The 19,999-nt window shown below is 60.6% G+C and carries 12 protein-coding genes and 2 pseudogenes; 6 read left to right on the top strand and 8 right to left on the bottom strand.

Translation table 11 applies throughout. The features are described 5' to 3' along the window. Positions 1-73: 73 nt before the first annotated feature. A complete protein-coding gene (locus tag LZC95_18505) occupies positions 74-3,118 on the bottom strand; it encodes an amino acid adenylation domain-containing protein (GenBank protein WXA98805.1) in 3,045 nt (1,014 codons plus the stop codon). Positions 3,119-5,003: 1,885 nt separating this feature from the next. On the opposite strand from LZC95_18505, the gene sbnA reads away from it, so the two are divergent. The 5 genes from sbnA to LZC95_18480 all read left to right on the top strand — a co-directional run bounded on the left by sbnA (position 5,004) and on the right by LZC95_18480 (position 11,177). Next, positions 5,004-6,026, top strand: coding sequence for a 2,3-diaminopropionate biosynthesis protein SbnA (sbnA, locus tag LZC95_18500; GenBank protein WXA98804.1), 1,023 nt, complete (start codon positions 5,004-5,006; stop codon positions 6,024-6,026). Positions 6,027-6,949: 923 nt separating this feature from the next. Continuing rightward, positions 6,950-7,564 carry an ABC transporter ATP-binding protein gene (locus LZC95_18495; GenBank protein ID WXA98803.1) on the top strand — a complete coding sequence of 205 codons (615 nt, stop codon included), beginning with the start codon at positions 6,950-6,952 and terminating at the stop codon, positions 7,562-7,564. Between the two features lies 1 nt (position 7,565). Continuing rightward, positions 7,566-8,801, top strand: a complete 1,236-nt coding sequence (locus tag LZC95_18490) for an ABC transporter permease (GenBank protein WXA98802.1) — start codon at positions 7,566-7,568, stop codon at positions 8,799-8,801. Between the two features lie 4 nt (positions 8,802-8,805). Continuing rightward, the gene (locus LZC95_18485; protein ID WXA98801.1) at positions 8,806-10,080 is read left to right on the top strand and encodes an ABC transporter permease; all 1,275 of its coding nucleotides are present in this window, start codon (positions 8,806-8,808) and stop codon (positions 10,078-10,080) included. Continuing rightward, entirely contained in the window at positions 10,077-11,177 is a 1,101-nt protein-coding gene (locus LZC95_18480) for an efflux RND transporter periplasmic adaptor subunit (protein WXA98800.1), read from the top strand. Before LZC95_18485 ends, LZC95_18480 begins: the two co-directional genes overlap by 4 nt. 557 nt (positions 11,178-11,734) lie before the next feature. Here LZC95_18480 and LZC95_18475 read toward each other — a convergent pair. The 5 genes and pseudogenes from LZC95_18475 to LZC95_18455 form a co-directional block, all read right to left on the bottom strand. Next, positions 11,735-11,896 carry a transposase domain-containing protein gene (locus tag LZC95_18475; protein ID WXB00354.1) on the bottom strand — a complete coding sequence of 54 codons (162 nt, stop codon included), beginning with the start codon at positions 11,894-11,896 and terminating at the stop codon, positions 11,735-11,737. Positions 11,897-11,965: 69 nt separating this feature from the next. Further along, positions 11,966-13,202: pseudogene (locus LZC95_18470) on the bottom strand (IS66 family transposase). Positions 13,203-13,610: 408 nt separating this feature from the next. Then, positions 13,611-15,272 carry an IS66 family transposase gene (locus LZC95_18465; protein WXA98799.1) on the bottom strand — a complete coding sequence of 554 codons (1,662 nt, stop codon included), beginning with the start codon at positions 15,270-15,272 and terminating at the stop codon, positions 13,611-13,613. A gap of 45 nt (positions 15,273-15,317) precedes the next feature. Further along, positions 15,318-15,653, bottom strand: coding sequence for an IS66 family insertion sequence element accessory protein TnpB (gene tnpB, locus LZC95_18460; GenBank protein ID WXA98798.1), 336 nt, complete (start codon positions 15,651-15,653; stop codon positions 15,318-15,320). Next, positions 15,653-16,018 (bottom strand): hypothetical protein, encoded by a 366-nt coding sequence (locus tag LZC95_18455; protein ID WXA98797.1) that lies wholly within the window; start codon positions 16,016-16,018, stop codon positions 15,653-15,655. The genes tnpB and LZC95_18455 overlap by 1 nt, the downstream gene beginning before the upstream one ends. Positions 16,019-16,181: 163 nt before the next feature. On the opposite strand from LZC95_18455, the pseudogene LZC95_18450 reads away from it, so the two are divergent. Next, positions 16,182-16,280: pseudogene (locus LZC95_18450) on the top strand (transposase). Positions 16,281-18,368: 2,088 nt separating this feature from the next. Here LZC95_18450 and LZC95_18445 read toward each other — a convergent pair. Together LZC95_18445 and LZC95_18440 are read right to left on the bottom strand one after the other, a co-directional pair. Continuing rightward, positions 18,369-18,599: an MbtH family NRPS accessory protein gene (locus LZC95_18445; protein WXA98796.1), complete on the bottom strand. Its 231-nt coding sequence runs from the start codon at positions 18,597-18,599 to the stop codon at positions 18,369-18,371. Positions 18,600-18,671: 72 nt separating this feature from the next. Next, the gene (locus LZC95_18440) at positions 18,672-19,913 is read right to left on the bottom strand and encodes an MFS transporter (GenBank protein ID WXB00353.1); all 1,242 of its coding nucleotides are present in this window, start codon (positions 19,911-19,913) and stop codon (positions 18,672-18,674) included. Positions 19,914-19,999: the final 86 nt, after the last annotated feature.

Here is a 19,999-nt window from a genome sequence, read left to right as displayed (position 1 = left end):
CGCCATTCGCCTCGCTCCGCGAGGACGCGGATTACCGAACGGCTACGGATACTGGTTCACGCAGCGCGTACCCTTATCGCGCGAGGAGCGCGGCACGATCGATCTTGCCATTTGGCGTGACGGGTAGTGCCGGCAGGAGCGTGATGGCCGGGATCATGTATTCCGGGAGCTCGCAGCGCAGGCGCGCTGCCAACGCGGCGGTGAGCGACGCTGCCTCGGTATCTGAGCGCGACGCGACGACGTACGCGGCCAAACGGCCCCCGTCGCGCCCCTGGCGCGCGAGCACCACAGCGCGGTCCACGGCTTCATGCGCGCAAAGTACAGCCTCAATTTCACCGAGTTCTATCCGGTAGCCGCGGATCTTCACCTGGTGGTCGATGCGCCCGAGGAAGACCAGTGTGCCGTCGGGAAGGAATCGCCCTAGGTCTCCGGTTCGGTACAGGCGGCCTGTGGAGGTCGTGGCGCAACGGAACGGATCTGGGACGAACGCAGCGGCCGTGAGGTCAGGTCTCCCGAGGTAGCCGCGTCCGACCCCCGCGCCCCCCACATAGATCTCGCCTGGCACGCCGAGCGGGACCGGCCGATGCGCGCTGTCGAGAATGTAAACTTGAGTGTTGCCGATGGGGCGCCCGATCGGCGTGTGGGCGGCTCCTTCCGGCATCGGTCCGCATAGGACATGGTGAGTCACGTCATCCGAGCATTCCGTAGGTCCATAGGCGTTGACCAGCGGGACTTCCGGGAAGCGAGCGAACCACCGCTTTACGAGCGCCGGTGGGAGGGCCTCACCGGTCGGTATCATCCAACGCAGCGAGAGCTTCGGTGCTCCACTTTGCTCGAGCTCGTCGAGGAGCACGTCGAGCAGTGACGGTACCGTCTCCAGCACGGTGACAGCGTTGTTTGCGGCTTCGCGGGCGAGCAGGTACGAGTCGAGTGCGATCTCGTCGGAGGCGATCCAGACGCGAGCGCCCACGAGCAATGCCGAAAGAAACTGCCAGATCGAGATGTCGAAGCAGGCCGACGCTGTCTGCGCCACGGTGTCGTACGGCCCTATGCCGAGCTCCTCGATCTTCGCACGGAGGTGGTTCATCATTCCGCGGTGCTCGAGCATCGCTCCCTTGGGCGCGCCGGTCGTGCCAGACGTATAGATCACATACGCGAGCGAGCGGGAATGGATCTCCATCCGCGTCATTGCGAGATGTCCACTAGGCGTGAGCGCGCCCATCGGTGCGAGCGCCGGCTTTGTCTCCAACTTGGTCAGCGCCTCCTCAGCGAGCGCCTGGGACGCTGCGTCGACTACCACCACGACCGCGCCGCTATCTCTTACGATCCGAGCGATGCGCTCGGCCGGGTGGCGCGGGTCCAGGGGAAGGTACGCGGCGCCCGCCTTCCAGATGCCAATCATGGTCGCGAGAAAATTCGCGTCGCGCGCGGCAAGCACAGCGACTACGGCTTCCTGCTCTAATCGCGCCTCAACCAAGTATCCAGCGACCGCTTTTGCGCGCGCATCCAGCTCGCGATACGTCCACTGAGTGTCGCCCGCGACCACTGCAACGGCATCGGGCGTCCGCGCCACCGCCTTCCCGAACGCCTCGGCGAACGGCGTTTCCACATCATAAACACGTGCCGTGTTGTTGAAGGTGGTGAGAAGAGCGTCCTCCTCCGTCGGCGGTAACACATTGAGCTCAGAAATCCGGGCGTTCGGCCGCGCGAGCGCGTCGTCCAGAAACTCGTCGAGTCTCGCGATGAAGCGTCCCACTGTGTCACGGTCGAGTAAGTCTGTCGAGAACGCGAGCTTTCCGTTGAGGCGCGCGGCCTCACTAATCAGGTCTAGGATTAGGTCGAGGCGTGTCGTACCGGCATGAGTCTGCGAGACTTCGAGCGAGAGGTCGGGGAGATCGAAGCGGATCGCGGGGATTGTCCGCAGCGCGAGCTCCACCTGAAACAGTGGCGAACGCGAGGGGTCGCGCGACGGATGGAGTTCCTCCAGGAGCCTCTCGAACGGCACGGCAGCGCTGGCGTACGCCGCTACGGACGAGGTCCGGACGTACTCGACAAGCTCGCAGAACGTCGGGTCGCCGTCGAAACTTACCGTAACGACGAGGCTGTTGGCGAAGAAGCCGATCATCGGCTCGAACTCCACGCGGTCGCGGCCCGCGACTGGGAAGCCGATGACGACCTCGCTCTGGCCGGAGTGGTGGTGAAGACATGCCGCAAAACCGGCGAGAAGATTCATGTACGGGTTGGTGTTCGAGGTGGGGAGGCCGGTCGCGAGCCGCTCCGAAAGGACAGGAGAGAGGCGTACATCGATCGTCGCGCCTCGCAGCGACTGCTCGGCGGGGCGAGGACGATTGGAGGGCAGCTCAAGGGTCTCGACGGGCACCTTTTGGTGCTCCTTCCAATACGCGAGCTGGCGATCGAGTGCGCCGGAGGCGAAGTGTGCGCGCTGCCAGGCGGCGTAGTCCCCGTACTGGACGGCGAGCGGCGGAAGCGAGGGTGGCTCGCCACGACGAAGCGCCGTGTAAATCAACCCTAGCTCGCGGACGAGAATGGTACGGGACCAGGCATCGAACACGATCTGGTGGTTCGAGAGGAGTAGAAGATGCTCTCGCGGGTCGAGCGCGACAACCGTGGCACGCAGGAGTGGGCCGCGCTCGAGATCGAACGGCGCGCGCGCGTCCTCGTGTGCGAGGCGGCGAGCCTCGGCCTCACGGGTTGCGGGATCGAGGTCCTTTAAGTCTATTCGCGCGACGCGGATCCGCAGCGAAGTGGCGATAATCTGACTCGGGTGACCGTCGAGTACGGCGAACGTTGTGCGCAGAATCTCGTGTCGATCCACGATGTCCTGAATGCTCTCCTCCAGCGTGTCCGCGTCGAGGTGCCCGCGCAGGTGCAGTACGGTACTTTCGTTGTATGCGATGTTGCCGGGGGCCGACTGATCGAGGAACCAGAGGCGCTGCTGCGAGAACGAGAGGGGGGCGCGAGCTGGATCGGAGCGCCGCGGAATGGGCGCTGCCACATTCGGGCTTGCGTGGTCGCCGCGGAGGCGTTGCTCCACGAAAGTGCGCTGCTCCGGCGTGAGCTGCGCTCCGTGCTTGGAGAGGGACTGTCGGTCGTTCATAGGAAAGAGGCCTCGTGGATCGATAGGGAGGGAATCGTCAGGAACCGGAGTGACAATCGGCCACCGCCGAGCGGCGTGCGGGCCTCTTCACCACCGAGAGACTCGAGCCGCGAGAGGAGCTGCACCTTGATAGTGCTCCCAGCCCCGCAAGGGTCCAATCGACGGCGATGAACTCGAGCCGCACGTCGAATGCTGCATCGAGGCCCGGGTCGTCGGTACGCAGGTAGCGATGCTGTCCATCACCCTCGAGCCGGGGTCGAAAAAGACGCGCGCTGTCCTCTCCGAGTGCCCTGTAGCTTCACACACGCAATAGCCCGCGCCCCGGCCTTGGCCCGCTCCGCCGTCCTCCATTCGCAGGTATGTCTTTGGGTCGGCGAGGTCGATGCGCTCACCCAGGTAGCTGCGCCCGCAGCTCACGATCCGACGTGGGGCTCCTGTCTCGGCGAACGCGGGCATGGGACAACCCGCATCTAACGCCCCGCGGTCGAACCACGTCGCAGTCGAGAGGCCGCGCGTTACCACGAGGTCGACTCAGTGAGCCCGTACGCCGATGCGAAGGTCTGAGTCCGCAAGCGACAGGCTCGAATAAACGAGCGAAGCGCTCGACGGTGTCGTATCGGAGGTGTTCGGCGTCGGTGAAGTCCAGGCGCCACGAGCTCAAATCCAGCCCCTTGGCGCTCGGGCCGGTGACGTCGGATGCACAGCTCGCGTCCGAAGTTCGGGCCACCGGATGTTGTCGCCCGGCGCTTTGAGATGAGACGCAGCCGCTCGAGCAGTGGGGGAAACAAGTCGAACGGTCGGAGAAGGAGCAAGCATCGACGACGAAGAGCTGCTGAATCGCGTTTTGGATGAGGCCCATGTTGTAATAAACTGCGGCACCCATCCAACGATGTCGCAGCCTGAGGCGTGCACGAAGCTTTCGGTAATGACCTGCTGCTGCGCGATCAGAATTTCGGTGCGTGACCCTCACGTCATGCGACGACGCATACGTCGAGCCGGACGGGTACTGGAGGAATGCGACGTCCTCCGGACTGTACGGTGGTGACGTCCAGTTGTTGTCATTTCCTAAGGCGGATGCTTCGGTGCTCCACCACCCAAGTGGGCATAGGGCACCGGAGACGGTGGGCAGCGAGGGGCCGATCTCGGCGAGCGGAACCACTGTCACATCCACCTTCGCGCCGCTATTGCTCACCATCTTCTCGATTGGCCCGAGCGACTTCCCCGGTGTTGGCGGCACTACGGGCGCCGCGACAACTCCCGCATAGACACCCGAAGAAAGCGGGTACGAAGTCAAGTTCCGGCGGGCGGACGAACAAGGCACCGTTCCCGGCGTCAGCCGCGTCTGCGGCCCGCTCGCGATTGCCGGCGCACTGGTCTCTAGCGTTCCACGCGTGATGCATGTTTCGCCTGAGTTGGGCGAATAGAACGTATAGGTTATCCTCGTGGCATCATCGCGCGCACGCAGGTGCGCAACGTCAACGAGCATTGATATGTCTCGGGCAATCGGCATTGGGTTCTCCGACGCGCCGTAAACTACCATTGAGAACTTACACGTCCAGGACCGAGGCGGCGCCATGATCCCTGTTCAGCTCAGACATCGAGAAATCCGGGGATGGTGAGCAAGGACCGGTGGGGACCACGCAGCCGGTCCGCCACCGACATTGCAAGCTTGCCGACCGCACCCGCCTCCGGGCGTGCGGCAATGTAAACTTGACGTGGATCTCGTGGGTAAAATCTCGGCGCTTGCGGTTCCCAGGTTTGACAGCTCCCAGAACGTCTCGTTAATCTTCTTGGCATATTCTTTCGCAAACAACTTTCGTGACGCAACCGGGAGCGTGAAAAGCTTGTCCCCGACATCTCACCGATCCCTCGGTACTCGTGAAATATGATCCAGGCCAATCCTTCCCTTAGGCTTCTCGAAAAGTTGGCACCGCTGCGCGCGGCGCTTCGACCGGTCCCCTTTGTGAAGCTCGAATGCTCCGGGATCCAGCTGTACGTCAAGATGGATCTGTTCAATCCCATCGGCAGCATCAAGGACATCCCAGCTCTCTTTATCCTGCAACGCGCCGTCGAGCGCGGAGAGGTCACGCCTTTCACAACTGTGACAGAATCTTCATCTGGAAACTTCGCGCTTGCGCTCGCCACCTACTGCCGCTTCCTCGGGTTGCGATTCGTCCCGGTGATCGACCCGAACATCACTGCCGGCTATGAAGCAGCCATCAGAGCCCTTTGTGATGAAGTAATTAAGGTTACCGAACGAGACGACACCGGGGGATTCCTCAAGACGAGATTGGCTGCAGTCGAGCGCTTCCAACGCGAGCGCGGCGATACCTTCTGGACGAACCAATACGGAAACCCCGACAACATCATGGGCCACTACACGCTGACGGCGGCCGGCTTTTGCGAGCAATTGCCCCGGCTGGATTATGTGTTCCTTGGGGTGAGCTCGGGTGGAACAATCGCCGGGGTTTCGCAACGGCTTAAGGAACACTTTCCTGACGTGCGCGTAGTGGCGGTGGACGTTGTCGGCTCGGTCATCTTCGGTGGCGCGCCCGCCGCTCGGCACATACCGGGAATCGGGTCGAGCATTCGCCCACCGCTTGTGGAGAGCGCACGGATTGACGAAGTGATGCACATCAGTGAGGCGTCGACCGTCACGGCGTGTCGCGAACTCCTCGAGCGCCACGGGCTCTTCGTGGGCGGCTCGACCGGCAGCGTGTATGCTGCCATACTGCGGCATCTGCCACGGCTACGCGGCGCGGGGACGCCGCCCGTCGTCGCATTTATCGCATGTGACCGCGGTGCGGCATACGTGGACACAATCTATAATCCGATGTGGTGCCGGCGAATTGAGGCCACCGAAGCGCGCGACGGCGAGGCCAGTGCGCATCCGACGCGGGTGGCCTGACGGCGCGGCGCGAGGGTACAGTTTACCTTTTGCGTCCTTAGCGGAGACTGCGAGACATGCTCCATGTGGAGGAGAAAGACGATAATCGACTTTGCAGTGGTTTCCGGAGAAGTGATCTCGGGCGTATAACCAGAACACACCTTCTTTGTCGATTTCGCGGAGCACAGAGTTATTTGGGGTGAGTGTTTCTTCGGTCCGCGTCTGCCTGAACCCACGCCAGTGACTTCGCGTATTCAAGGTAGTGTATTGATTGGATAAATATCTGGCGTGCGTTGTATCATATTGCGTCGATGCTGCTGAATGAGAGCCGTTGCCGTGTCGCGTCCAAATCGTGATGGAGAGTATGAACTTTTCCCGCTTTCGTAAACACGTCAAACGCGCGATGGTGTGTGTGGCGTGTTTGATGCCTTTTTTTGAGGCAACTGGCTTTCAATCTCCGGGCCGGCAGTGGCGGAGGCGCAGTACAGCCGGCGATCTGGTCGTCGTGCCCCGTCTCACACGACGATGCTTTCTCCCTCGGCCAAGATCCGTAATAGTTGCCTTAAATATCGTGCGAAGCAGGAGACCGCCCTGGGTGGAATTCAGCCGAGTTCGGTATGGACACGAGATTCGGAAAACGGCTCTCAAAATTCTGAGAACCGCACGTGGGAACTGGTCGACAAGAACCTATGACAGCATGAACCGCCCAAGCACGGACTCCGCGCGCGCGTCCTCATCGTTTCTACGCGCTGTGGCGAATACGATCCCATGGGTAGCATTTCCGGTGAGGGGGATGCCGAGTGGACGCTGACATAGGAATATGCGACTCAAGCGGTGGCGGATCCATTCTCTCGTCTGATTCTGCCACGCGGTCGTGTCACATTGAGCGGACATTGATTCGGCTTGAGAGAATCAATAAGCACTATCGGAGCGGGGAAGAGGAGGTGCACATCCTTCGCGACGTGAGCCTTCGCGTCGAAAAGGGGGAGTTTCTGAGCATCATGGGGCCGTCCGGCTCGGGTAAGAGCACCTTACTCAACATCCTCGGTATCCTGGATGGCTACGAGTCTGGCGCGTACTACTTTGGTGAGGAGCTCATTCGAAATCTGTCCGAGAGCGAGGCCGCCCGATATCGAAGTCGTCTCATTGGTTTTGTCTTCCAATCGTTTCATCTTCTCAGTTTCAAGACTGCGCTCGAAAATGTCGCCCTACCGCTTTATTACCAAGGCGTACCGCGCAAAACGCGCAACAAGATCGCCGCCGATTATCTCACGCGCGTCGGTCTCGCCGCCCGCGCCGGCCACCATCCTTCCCAGCTTTCTGGCGGTGAAAGGCAGCGCGTCGCTGTTGCCCGAGCCCTCATCACCAGACCGCAGCTTCTCCTCGCCGACGAGCCGACCGGCGCTTTGGACAGCCGGACCTCCGACGAGCTCATGACACTCTTGCGCAGCATCAACGAAGAGGGGTTGACCATCATCCTGGTGACGCACGAACGTGATGTGGCCGATCTCACGGATCGCACTATCCATGTGAAGGACGGCCGCATCGCGGCTACGTGACATGTTCGACTCCGATGCCCTCGCAGAGATTTGGTCGACTTTGACCCGTCACAAGCTCCGTACCTTACTTACGGCCTTCAGCGTCGGCTGGGGCGTGTTCATGCTCATCGTTTTGCTCGGCGCGGGCCGCGGCCTCGAAAATGGATCGACCGATGGATTCCGGGGTGACGCGGCGAATAGCATATGGATCCAATCGGGTATCACGGCACTGCCCTTTGCCGGACAGAAACCTGGTCGAAGAATCAAACTTGACAATGCAGACTACCTTGCACTCCTCGCACTGCGTCCTGGGGTCGAATTCGTCGACGCCGAGCTGGAGTTGTCGGGTAACTTCACGATTCGCCATGGAGCCAGGCACTCGAGCTTCCGCGTGCGTGGCGCCGTGCCCGACGTACGCTTTTTGGAGAACATACACGTGCGCGAAGGGCGCCAGCTCAACGACAGAGACTTGATCGAGCGTCGCAAAGTGGCGGTGATCGGTGCTCCGGTACTCGACATTTTATTCGGCAAACAGCCGCCTGTCGGGGAGCATATTTGGATCCGCGGTTCTAACTTCCGCGTGGTCGGCGTGTACGAAGACGCTTACGGAAACGAGGACGATCAGCGCGCCATTCTCGTGCCGCTCAGCACCGTCCAACTGCTGAACGGCACGTCGTCCGAGCTGGGCACTCTGGGGATAACCGTCTCCTACTCTGACGCGCAGGCGGTCCAAGCACTGCTCACAACGACCCAGGAGCTCCTTGCCGGGCACCACCACTTCGCCAAGGAGGACGCGCGGGCGGTGCGCTCTTTCAACAACATCGAGCACTACTCCAAGGTAACGCGCATATTCGTTTGGCTCCGTGTATTCATCTGGATGGTGGGAATTGGTACGCTCCTCGCCGGTATCGTCGGCGTATCGAACATCATGCTGATTTCAGTGAAGGAGCGTACGCAGGAAATCGGAATTCGCAGAGCGGTCGGGGCGTCCCCGTCAGCCATCGTGCGCATGATCGTGGGCGAAAGCTTGACCATCACCGCCCTCGCTGGTTATCTGGGCCTCGCCGCCGGGATTGGCGTGCTAGGATTAGCAAACGAATTTCTTCCTCATATCGAGGGGCTGCGCGACCCTGCGGTGAGCTTTGAGGTAGCATTCGGCGCCACTGTGCTCATCGTGGCTGCCGGCACACTCGCTGGGCTCTTTCCGGCGCGGCGCGCCGTGCAAATGCGTCCTATCACCGCACTCCGGAACGAGTAGAGCGATGCCCAGGAATCGCAGCGCACGCCTTTTGGACCTAGACACCTGGGAAGAGGTGTGGTCGACCTTGCGTCGCAACAAGTTGCGCGTGTTCTTAACCGCGTGGGGCGTATTCTGGGGAACGCTGATGCTTACGCTTTTGCTCGGCTTCGGCACCGGCCTGCAGAACGGCGTAAATCGAGATTTCATGGGGCTCGCGCACTACATCATCTTCATCAATGCGGACAAGACGCTGCTCGCGTACGAGGGGCAGGGCCCGGGGCGGCAGATCAAATTGTTCAATGAGGATATTGATGCGGTGCGAAGCATCCATGGGGTGCAGCTCGTGGCTCCGCGATTGAATCTCGGAAACTGGGGCGACGGGCAAAACGTCACCGCCGGTGCGAAGACTGCCCATGCTATGGTCGGAGGCACGACCCCGGACTACCCGCTCCTCGAGCCCCTCGAGCTGCTCTATGGCCGCCATCTCGATACCTGGGATCAAACGGACGAACGCAAGGTCGCTGTCATCGGACAAAAGGTTGCGCACATACTCTACGGGGAGGAGAGCCCGGTCGGTCGGTATCTCTCCTTTCGCGGGGTCTTCTTCCGAATCGTGGGCGAGGTGCGCAGCTTGCGGACGGGCCAGCGCGCCGACCGCACGGACAATTCGATCTTTGTACCCTTGTCGACGGCGCAGCGCGCCTTCAACCAACACCGCATGGTGACGTGGGTTGCTGTCGCACTAGCGCCCGATGCCTCGCCGGCCGACGTGCAAAAAGAGAGCGTGACGCGTTTGCGTAAGCGCCATCACGTGCATCCGGACGACCCGCAGGGCATTCGCTCGTTCAACTTGGCTGCGGAATATCGGCGCATCACAGGCCTCTTCTCGGGCATCCGCCTTTTCGTCTGGTTCGTCAGTATCGCGACGCTTTTGGCGGGCGCTCTCGGTGTTGGTAATATTTTGCTCATTACCGTCAAAGAGCGCATGCAGGAGCTCGGAATTCGCAAAGCCCTCGGGGCGACGCCCTCTTCGATCCTGAACATGGTCATCGCCGAATCCTTGGTAGTGACGTTGCTCGCCGGCTATGCCGGAGTCGTCTTTGGGGTCGGGCTGTTGGAAATGGCGAGCCGGGTAACGTCCAAAATGCCGCAAGCCCCTCTCTCCGCCCCTGAGGTCGATCTCGAAGTCGTGCTTGGAGCAGCGGCCATCCTGTTGCTCAGCGGATTGCTTGCCGCCCTGATCCCCGCAAGCTATGCCGCCCGTATTCACCCAATCGAAGCATTGAGGGCCGAATGATGCGCAGAATCATCCCGCTTACCTTGGTACTTGGCGTGTTCGTCGCCTTCGGCGGAACGCTCGCCTTCCTCTATCGAAAGTCGCAGCCGAAACCTTCACCATACCAGATCGTCAAACCGCAGATCACAACCATTGTTAAGACGGTCGTCGCACCTGGAGCCATCGTGCCGCGCCGTGAGGTCGTGCTCAAACCCCGAATATCCGGAATCGTCAAAAAACTCTACGTCGAGCCGGGGCGCGAGGTCGACGCACGCGCGCTCGTCGCCAAGATTCTCGTCATCCCCAACATGGTGAATCTAAACGCTGCGGAATCGCGCGTAGCGGAAGCCGAGCTCAATCTCGCGAACGCCGCCCGCGAGTTCGAACGATTCCGGGCGCTCGCGGAACAGAGCGTCGCTTCCGACCGGGATCTCAGCCAGCGAAAGCTCACGCTCGACTTGAAAGCACAGGAGGTCGCAGCCGCTCGCAACAACTTACAGCTCGTCGAGGCGGGTGCTACGCGCAGCGCCGGAAAGGTCGGCAATCTGGTAACTTCCACGGTTTCGGGTACGGTGCTCGACATCCCCGTCAAGGAAGGAAGCAGTGTGATCGAGGCCAATACCTTCAACGAGGGGACGACTATCGCCGTAGTCGCCGACATGAAGGATCTCATTTTCGAGGGTCACGTCGATGAGTCGGAGGTCGGCAAAGTCGAAGTGGGTATGCCGGTCACGATCTCGGTCGGCGCGGTGGGAAACGAGACCCTCAGTGGCAACGTCGAATACATCTCGCCCAAAGGTAAAGAAAAGGACGGGACCATGGAGTTCGCGATCCGTACTTCAGTAACGAACAAGGCGAGTATCGTGTTGCGTGCAAACTACAGTGCCAATGCCGAAATCATTCTTGAGCGCCACGAGCAAGTGCTCGCCATCAACGAAGGCGCTGTGCGTTTCGAGCAGGGGCAGACCTTTGTCGAAGTCGAGATCGAGCCGAATCATTTCGAGCGGCGCACGGTGAAGCTCGGGCTCTCCGATGGACTGCTCGTCGAGGTGATATCCGGTCTGGAAAAAGAGCTCCGGATCAAGAAGCAGGAGCCCGAGAAGAACAATTCGAGCTGAGGCGAGCCGGGCCAGATGTTCCCATCAGTCTCTCGGAGGGAGTAAGGTATCCAAAAAGGGGGGAGTGAAGGGGCAATGTTGGCCATCGGTGGAAGCTACTGGCTCGCGTCTTACTCGAAAGAAGCGTATCCATGCAGCAGACCATGTCGTGACTCCATAGCAGACTATCCGCAAACTCCGTGTGCATGCGGAAGCGAGCAAAGAAACCAGAATGGGAAAAGCGGATCGCGGGCTGGAAGGCGAGCTCGTCACGCCGGCCTCGACTCCGAGGAGTACCTAGCGCGACCTGTCCCGAGTCCTGCCCAACTGGCCCAGAAACCGCGTGATCGAACTGGCTCCCATGAACTGGCTCGCGACCCGCGCTCGACTCCTGCCCAAAGAGCTCGAGGCGCCCTTGGGAAAGATCACCATCCCGCCTCCGCTCAGCCAGTCCCCATAGAAACGCCGTAGCCGTTCGGTAATCCGCGTCCTCGCGGAGCGAGGCGAATGGCGGCAGGATCACGTGCGTGGCAGGAGTTCGAGCGAGACCCCAGTCGTCTGACAGGCGTGGGCGCGCTTCACGGAGCGTTGAGGTTCTGCAGCTTCTCTTTCCAGGTTTTGGGACTGAGCGCGAGGACGTCGTGGGCGGCGTGCGAGTCGATGCGGACGAGCACGTCGCGCAAGTAATTGAAGGGGTTGACGCCGTGCAGCTTGCAGGTGGCGAGCAAGGAGTACAGCACGCATCCCCGCTCGGCTCCGTCCTCACTGCCGGCAAAGAGCCAGTTCTTGCGGCCGACCGCGACCCGGCGGAGTTGTCTCTCGGCGACGTTGTTGTCGAGTCGAAGTCGCGCGTCCTCGACGAAGCGCCTGAGCGCAGACCATTGGTTGCGGGCGTAGCCGATGGCGTCGGCGATAGGCGCCTTCGGAAGCACGACAAGGGCTTCGGCATCGAGCCACACCTTGAAAGCTTCGAGTACCGGCATGCAGAGCCGCGCGCGCTCAGCGGTCCGCCGACTTGGCGCCAGTTTCATGGCCGCGCGGTCGGCCTCGTACAGCTTTTTGATGAAGCCCAATCCGATCAGAGCCCGATCTCGATCGGGTGGCTTGCGCTTCGAAGAAGCGACGCCGGGAGTGCGCCCAGCATCCCACTTCCTTTGCTGCCGCCCCTTCGGTATCATCCCCGAAGAGGCGATCGTAGAGATTGGCGGCATCCGCCTGGATATACCCCGTATATCCTTTGAGGAATTCGCGAGGCCCGTCGCTCTTCCGGCGCGACGTGTAGCGGAAGACGACGAATTCGTCGTCGGCCACGTATACCCAGACATGACCCTTGTGCGTAGAGCCTTTGGCTTGCACGGGAATTCCAGTGTCGTCGGTATGGATTCGGTGCGCACCGAGGGCCGCTTTGGCCATCGCGTCCGTGATGGGCCGGAGCAGATCAGCGGCTTGTTCGATCCAATCACACATCGTCGAGCGTGCAATGTGCACGCCCTGTCGCTCGAAACCTTCTTCGAGTCGATTCAACGGCATGTGATCCGCATATTTGCTGACCACCACGTGCGCGAGAAGACCGGGGCCAGCAAGCCCCTTCTTGATCGGTGTCGCGGTCGCCGTAGGCGACCCTATCACGATCTGACCGCCTTCGCACGCGCAGTCGGGAGCATATTTGATTCGTGCAGTCTGCACGCGCACCAGCGACGCCGGGCGCCAGTCGTAATGTTCGCTCGTCTCCTCACCAATCTTGACCTTTGCCTTCCCGCAGCACGGGCATCGACGCAAATCGTCGGACGGCTCCCATTCGATGCGCTCGAAGGGCAAGTGCTCGGGGGGCCTTTTGCGCCCATGTCGCGCATTGGACTTCAAATCGCGCCCCGGGTGTTCCAGGGGCTGCTTACCGTTCTCCTCATCGGCGATGGCGTGCGCGAGCTCGGGTGGCACAATCAGTTTCGCCACTTCTGCAAAGGCAAGTTGCACCTGGGTCGCGTCGACCCGCTCGGGCTTGTTCTGCGCCCTGAGGTGTCGTTTGACGCGCTCGAGCTCGAGCATCACGAGCTCACAGAGCTTCTTGTACTCGTCACGTTCGCGAGCGGCGCGCTCCCGCTCCGCGCGTTCGCGACCGAGCGCCGCGCTGAAGTCCGCGAGCTTTTCGCGCTCCCGATCGAGCGCCGCACTGAAATCGGCGAGCTTCGATTCGAGCTCATCGAGGCGCGTACGCTCGTTCACGAGCCAATGTCTTAATCCATCGCCACTCCGATGGAAAGCGGGGTTACGGTACCGGCGGCGAAATTTCCGACGCGCGTGCCCGGTGACGGGTTCCGATGGTGCCCTTAGCCGCTGGGAGATCGAGTCCTGCAAGGATCTTCGTGAACTCCGCAGCATCGATCTCGATGCTCGGATCGCCCGGACGAATCGCGCTCGGAAACCGAAAAACGCCACGTTCCAGGCGCTTGTACATCAAACAGTATCCGGTGCGATCCCAACACGACAGAGGTCACGCAAGTATTGCTCGGAATCGAGTCCGGCATGACGCGCGGAGGCGATGAGCGACAGCCATGTGCAGGCCACTTCGGCGGCGTCGTCCGAGCCGAGGTGCATCCAGTTTCTCCTGCCAATCGCGACATGACGGATTTCGCGCTCGACATCATTGTTGGAGAGCGGAATTCTTCCGTTGCTCAAGAATCGTGTCAGAGCGGCCCAATGATTGAGGCTATACCGAAGGGCGCGCGACAATGGGCCACGCGGATCCACGGTGGAATCGGCGAGGAGCCGATCGCGTTCGCGGGCAAAGTGCTCGATGACGGGGACGGATCGCTCTTTTCGGGCAGCAAGGCGACCTTGAGGAGAAAGACGAGCGGCGTCCCGCTCAATCGCGAAGAGCGCGTCCGCGAGTTCGAGAAAGGGCCGCGCGCGCATATCGGTCGGCATGGCGAAGAAATACTTGCGCCTTGCATGGGCAAAACATCCTGCCTCCGTCGGACCGAATGGCGTGCGAAAGAGGTCATCGTAGACGCTCGAAGCGTCCGCCACCGCGAAGCCTTGAAAACCTTCGAGCCAACTTTTTGGCATATCGCTGGTGTGAAGAGCCGAATAGCGGAAAAAGACTTGCGCACGATCGGCAAGCAGCACCCAAACATGAGCTCTTCGATCGTGCGGAGTGTCCATAACGCGCACTCCCGTGGCGTCGATGCCCATCACCTGGCACTTCGTGATGGCCTGCTCCCAGGCTGCATCGACGACAATCCGCGCCGTTGGCTCGGCGAGTTTTTCCCACGCACTCAGAGTGGAAACAGAGGCCTCCAAACCGTGCCGGGCGATCATCTTCGACAGGCGCGTGTACGGAATGTGGTCCGCCCATTTCGAGTGGATCGCGTGAGCGAGCATGGCGGGGTCGGGCAACCCGCGTGGGATCATCTCGTCGGGCACAGATGCGATGTGCACCATCGTGGAGGCGTCGTCGTTGTCTTCGGCGAATTTCTCTCGGACCACACGAAGGCGTATATACCCTGCCTTGCGATAGGCAAGACGATACGAAACCTCTTGTCCGATGCAGCGTGTTCCCTCGGGAATTTCGTCGGGCGGGAGCTTGACCGTTTCGATGGGCAGGTGCTCGGGAAGCAACCTACGGCCATGCGGCGTGCGGTGCTTGCGGACGCCGCTGGGCGGCGGTGGTGGGACGGAAGCCACTTCCGATGGGGCCTGAGCGCCGCCTGGCTCCCAATCAGTGCGCTCGGGTGCTGGCTCCGTGTCAGGGGCCATCGGGCTCGCGGTCGCGTCCTGCGAATGGGCGGCGGGCGGTTCGGTGGGAGGCGAGGTTGCCCCATCGGCCGAAAGTACGATGGCATCGAGGAGCAGCTGCAGCGCACTTGCGGGCAGACGCTCACGCTTTACTCCGAAGAGCAGAGTGGATAGAGGCGCAACCTGCTCTTGGAGCGAGGCAATACGCGTACGCTGAGATTCATTTTCGATCAGGAGCTTCGCGTTCTTGTCGCGAAGGTCACGATTCTCGGCAACGATGGTGGCGATCGTGTCCGAGGAGGCGCCCTGGGCCAGCGCGATGACAAGGCTGGCAGCGAAGCCTCTATCCTGGGGTGCGATGAGCGTCGCAGCTCGATGCATCGACGATGCATGTATAGCACGATGTCGGATCGAGCGAATATAATATCAGTGGATATTGCTCTTCTTTTTATTCTCGACGGCGAGACCTTCGAGGAATCGAGCAAACGCTTCGGGGCTCATCTCAACACGAGATGCACCCTCGTTACGGGGTGGTGGGACGAATACCCCCGAGTCCAAACGTTTATAAAGGATTGCGTATCCGCTGCGGTCGTAGAATAAAACTTTGCATCGATTCGTTCCCTTGTTGAGGAAAACGAAGAGGGATCCGCCACGCGGATCCTCGCCGAAACGCTCTCGCACAATTCCTGCGAGCCGGTCGAAACTGACGCGCAGGTCCACCCGCTCGACACTCACGAAAATGCGGACGTGCGCGGAGAACATCAACTTTCCTCCAGCACGCCGAGTAGGTCGCGAAGTGCGGCAGCGCTACCTCCCGTCTGGACGCGAAGAACGCGCCCCGAACGGAGGATCACCTCGACGTCCCGATACGGTGTAGAGCTGCTCAGCATCGCGACCACCTTTTCAACGGGCATTTTGGCCGCGAAGGTCTCCTCCGACGGAATTATCTCGACGAAGCCCTTCGCGGCTTCAGCAGCCTTGCTTTCCGCCGTGATCCGCCTGTCCCACCAGACCAACGTTCGCGGATTCCAGCCGTGCTTCTTCGCATAATCGGCAGCGTCCTCCTCGCTCGCCTTCCAGCCCGCGATTCGCTTTTCCCATTCAGGCCTCTTTGCTCGCTTCCGCATTGCACGTGGAGTCTGCGGATCGAAGTCGCCATCGTCACGACGCGGTTCGCAGAAGGGATACCCGTCCTGCGAAGCGCGTCGTGACCGGCGGCAACCGGCGACCTAGAGTACGCGCTGCATGAAATATGCAGTCGTCAAAGATCAGCGCGGGCTGCTGCGCACAGCCTTGGGTTATGCCCTCCGTCATCGGGAGGCTCTCGGGCGATTTCTCGACGATGGTCGGCTGCGCATGGAGAACAACGCCAGCGAGCGCGCCCTCAGGACGGGATCAGAAAAGAACGGGGCTCGCGCAGGGCGTACCGGCTCATAGCGCGAGCGAGCGACGCGCGCCTCCGTGGGGACGCATGCCCCAAAGGAGGAATACTCGAGGTGCCGTGCGGGGACGCCGCGTACGCCCATCCGAGTCTCGGCTGGCGCCTCGTCGGGTCTGCCAGTCAAGAATATGACGGCGTAGCAATCGTCCGACATGGTCCGGGTGATACCGCACGCCGAAGTACCGCAAGATGAGCGCGGCCACGCGTGTTGCCGTCCAGCCATCAGAGTCGAAACCGTGAGCGGTGGCGCTCTCGGCGAGAAGTGCGCCCAACGCCGCGAGCCGTGCGTGCGACAGTTTCGGCTGCGCACCGAGGCGCGGCTTCGCTATCAGGCCAGCTAGCCCGCTCTCGCGGTACGCAGCTATCCATTGGCGCACGGCCTCGCGCGTTACACCAAGCTCACGCCCGATTTGCGCACCGTTCACTCCCTGCTTGTGCAGCTCAATCGCGCGCGCGCGGCGTGCCTCCGTCCCATGCGTGCGGCCCGGAGGTACTTCCATGAAATGCCTTATGTACTCGCGGGACATCTCCCTTCGCACCGGGGCCATCGGCGATTCTTGCCGCGCGATGGGTGCCAACTCCTCTGTTTTGGCCTCTCGGTCCTCCTTCTCAAGTTGCAAGACCCATCGCCGAAGGGACGCCCCCGCAAATCCGCGTCCTTCGGCGAACTCGTCATACGTTTGGCCGCTCGCTTTCCAAGCGGCCACCCTCGCCTCCCACTTCCTCTGGATCGCAGTCATACCAGCACGTTCGGCCAAAACATGACTTTCGTTGTGCGTCCAAAAAAGAGCTAAACCTCGCCCGCTCTTGTGGGCACCACGATACGCGAGGACTGACGATGCCGGAGAGAAAGCGAAGAGTGCTTACAACGCAATTTCGGTCACGGCGGTCCGCCCGTGTCACGTAGGAGATCTCACGAGCGGCAGGCCCGCGGATCTGGACCTGACGGAAAACGGCCCTGCACGCCTCGGTTCAAACCCGCGAAGTCCGATGCCGGATACAGAGCGCGAAAGAGAACCGCGCACGGCAGAGCAACGAGCTCACAGAGCTTCGGCGGAAAGGAGAACACCTCGAGATGGCGCGACATTCTAGAGAACCGCCCTTCCTCCCTCCTTACGAAGACGTCGACATGAAATTGACGTTCATGCACGCGAAGAAAGGCACCATATGCGATCTGCACGGCATTGGATGTGCACCGGAGCGTTTAATACACGTAGCCTAGTCGGTTACCCGTGGAAGCACCTACGCGAGCGACGACTACCGCGACGCCATCGTCGCAAACCGCGTGATCGCGAACATGAGCCGCCAAGGGAACTGGCTTGGACAACGCCGTTGCCGGGCGCTTCTTCGCAACACTCAAAGGCGATCTACTCGACCTTAGCATCTACCCGACATGGCGATCCGCCGTTCGGTGATTACATCGATTCCGCAAAAAAGCACCATTCGTCAGTCAGCTACGCAAGTCCGTCAAAATGTGATCACAAATAGACACAAAATACAAGACCAACAGCGACCTATCTCCAGTGTCTACGCTACATGAAAGGCCACCCTTCGACTCGGTCACGACGTGCATCGCAGGAAGGATACGCGTGCAACGCATATGCGTATCGCGCGGTTGCACGATGCGTCCGATTTCTATGCCCGCCCAGACGTCCGCTTCCGGACGCGCACGCTCGAACAGACCGTTAGCCCTGGCCGGTTTTATCGCGCCACCGGCCTCGCTTCCAACTTATATCATGCGCATGGTGCGGCCGCACCATGCGCCGAACTTCTATGCTCGCCCAAACACCCGTTTCGGGATGGCTACAAAGCGACACACACCCCTACTACGCCCTTGCGACCACAATACGTGACATCTCGCACGGGGCACGCCTTCTCCAGCCTACCTTTATGCCGTCCCGCACATGCCATATCGCTTCGAACCACCGTCAGCCTAATGTCCAAACCAACTACGATCCCGCTGCCGTCCACACATCGGCCGTCGCATACTTGCTCCGATGCCACCCGCGATGCACGCTGGACTGCTCGGTGTTGAGTCATCCCTCAACCTGGCTGACCTTAGCGTCTTGCTCCATCTTTCGTCGCAGGCTGAGCGGTCGCATATCAGTCCAAACTTCCTCGATAAACGCCAGACATTCGCTTTTCAGGCCGGTCTTCCCGGCCTCCCGCCAACCGGCGGGCATCGGCTTATGGGCCGGCCAAATAGAGTATTGCTCTTCATGATTCATAACCGCATGATAGATGGTTTTATCTTCTTCCTGGTCCATAAAAACCTCCTATTATCTCTTTATCACAATCACCTGCAAGGTCATGTCACCCAAACGGATGACAACGTCCACTCAAGCGTCACGCACAGAACATTCGTTTCCGACTTGTCGCACGCTTGGACTGATCCAAGCAACAACCGCTATGAACACCGTAAAAATGGCGAGCAACGCTACCATCAAGGCAATGCCACGCCCAGGCCCTATTCCGATGTATGGCCCGAACACGCTGGCGAGCGTTCCGCTTCCTGCTCTCATTGACGGTTCAAACACGCGGTCCGCCAGCGGCCCCGCAATCACTGACGCCAATGCGAGTATGACAACTGCTGCTGTCGAGCGAATGGAAAAGATGCGACCTTGAGCTTCTATCGGTATCCGTTGCTGCCAGATAGCCTGACTACCGGCGCTCACGAACGGGATGGTAAAATAGATACCAAAAGCAGCCGCGGCAATGGTTGTCGAAGATACATACAGTGACGCGCAAAACATGAAGCCCCCTTGAAGCGCTGTAGCTGCAAGAATCCCCCAGATCGCTCGTTTAGGGCCGCCCCAGAGAGTCATCGTAACACTTCCCACAAGAAAACCGACCGCCGCCGCCGACGAAGTTCGTCCGAGCGCCATTTCGTCCGACACGGACATAATTAGTGGCACGACGAGTGTCGTCACAAATCCTATATTTAAGTTTACGACCGCGCCCAAGCCCAGTAGGCCAATCAGACCAGGTGCCCGCCGAATGAGGTTACAGGCACGACCAAATTCGTGCCACATGAACGCAGCCGTCAGGTGCCGGCTGCCACTGCGCGGTGACTTTGGAATTCTTACAAACACAATCACAACTGCGGCGCAGGCGAATGACGCAACATCGAACGCGAGAATCGACGCAAGCGTAACCATCGAGCTCAACGCTGATGCTGCCAATGGCGCAACGATTTCGCTCACGGCAAGCCCCAACTGGAGCAAGGCATTCGCACGTGTCCGTTGCTGCGGTGCGACTAGTACAACGAGTATTGCTGAGAGCGCGGTTGACTGAAATGTCCCGCATACTGATGCGAGGGCAAGCGTCGGGAGCACTGTCCACACAGTAAATACGCGTCCGACAAATAGAGCCGCGAGTATTAGCGAGCATACTCCAGCACACAATTCGGTAGCGATTAGCAGTTTCTGTCGATCGTAGCGATCAACGAAGATGCCCGCGAGCGGCAACGCGAGAACGCTCGGCAAAAGCGTTGCCGTCCTAACCGCAGCATACTGAGTCACGGAGCCCGTGTGCTGATAGAACCATAGGCCAAGACAGAACCCAGTAATACTCGAGCCCACAATCGAGATGAGCTGGCCAATCGCGATGATTATAAACGTTCGTAGTAGACCAGGATCCCGGGGCTCCTCCGAGTGCAGTACGCCAA

The organism is Sorangiineae bacterium MSr12523 (assembly GCA_037157775.1).
In the GTDB taxonomy this organism is placed as follows: Bacteria; Myxococcota_A; Polyangia; order Polyangiales; family Polyangiaceae; genus Pendulispora; species Pendulispora brunnea.
This window is presented reverse-complemented; position numbering and strand designations above follow the sequence as displayed.

Bases quoted from the DNA above. Each gene is read 5' to 3' on its own strand.
- LZC95_18445 (WXA98796.1), bottom strand. From the start codon at position 18,599: ATGGACCAGGAAGAAGATAAAACCATCTATCATGCGGTTATGAATCAT.
- LZC95_18485 (WXA98801.1), top strand. From the start codon at position 8,806: ATGCCCAGGAATCGCAGCGCACGCCTTTTGGACCTAGACACCTGGGAA.
- tnpB (WXA98798.1), bottom strand. From the start codon at position 15,653: ATGTTCTCCGCGCACGTCCGCATTTTCGTGAGTGTCGAGCGGGTGGAC.
- LZC95_18490 (WXA98802.1), top strand. From the start codon at position 7,566: ATGTTCGACTCCGATGCCCTCGCAGAGATTTGGTCGACTTTGACCCGT.
- LZC95_18465 (WXA98799.1), bottom strand. From the start codon at position 15,272: ATGCATCGAGCTGCGACGCTCATCGCACCCCAGGATAGAGGCTTCGCT.
- LZC95_18505 (WXA98805.1), bottom strand. From the start codon at position 3,118: ATGAACGACCGACAGTCCCTCTCCAAGCACGGAGCGCAGCTCACGCCG.
- sbnA (WXA98804.1), top strand. From the start codon at position 5,004: ATGATCCAGGCCAATCCTTCCCTTAGGCTTCTCGAAAAGTTGGCACCG.
- LZC95_18480 (WXA98800.1), top strand. From the start codon at position 10,077: ATGATGCGCAGAATCATCCCGCTTACCTTGGTACTTGGCGTGTTCGTC.
- LZC95_18455 (WXA98797.1), bottom strand. From the start codon at position 16,018: ATGCGGAAGCGAGCAAAGAGGCCTGAATGGGAAAAGCGAATCGCGGGC.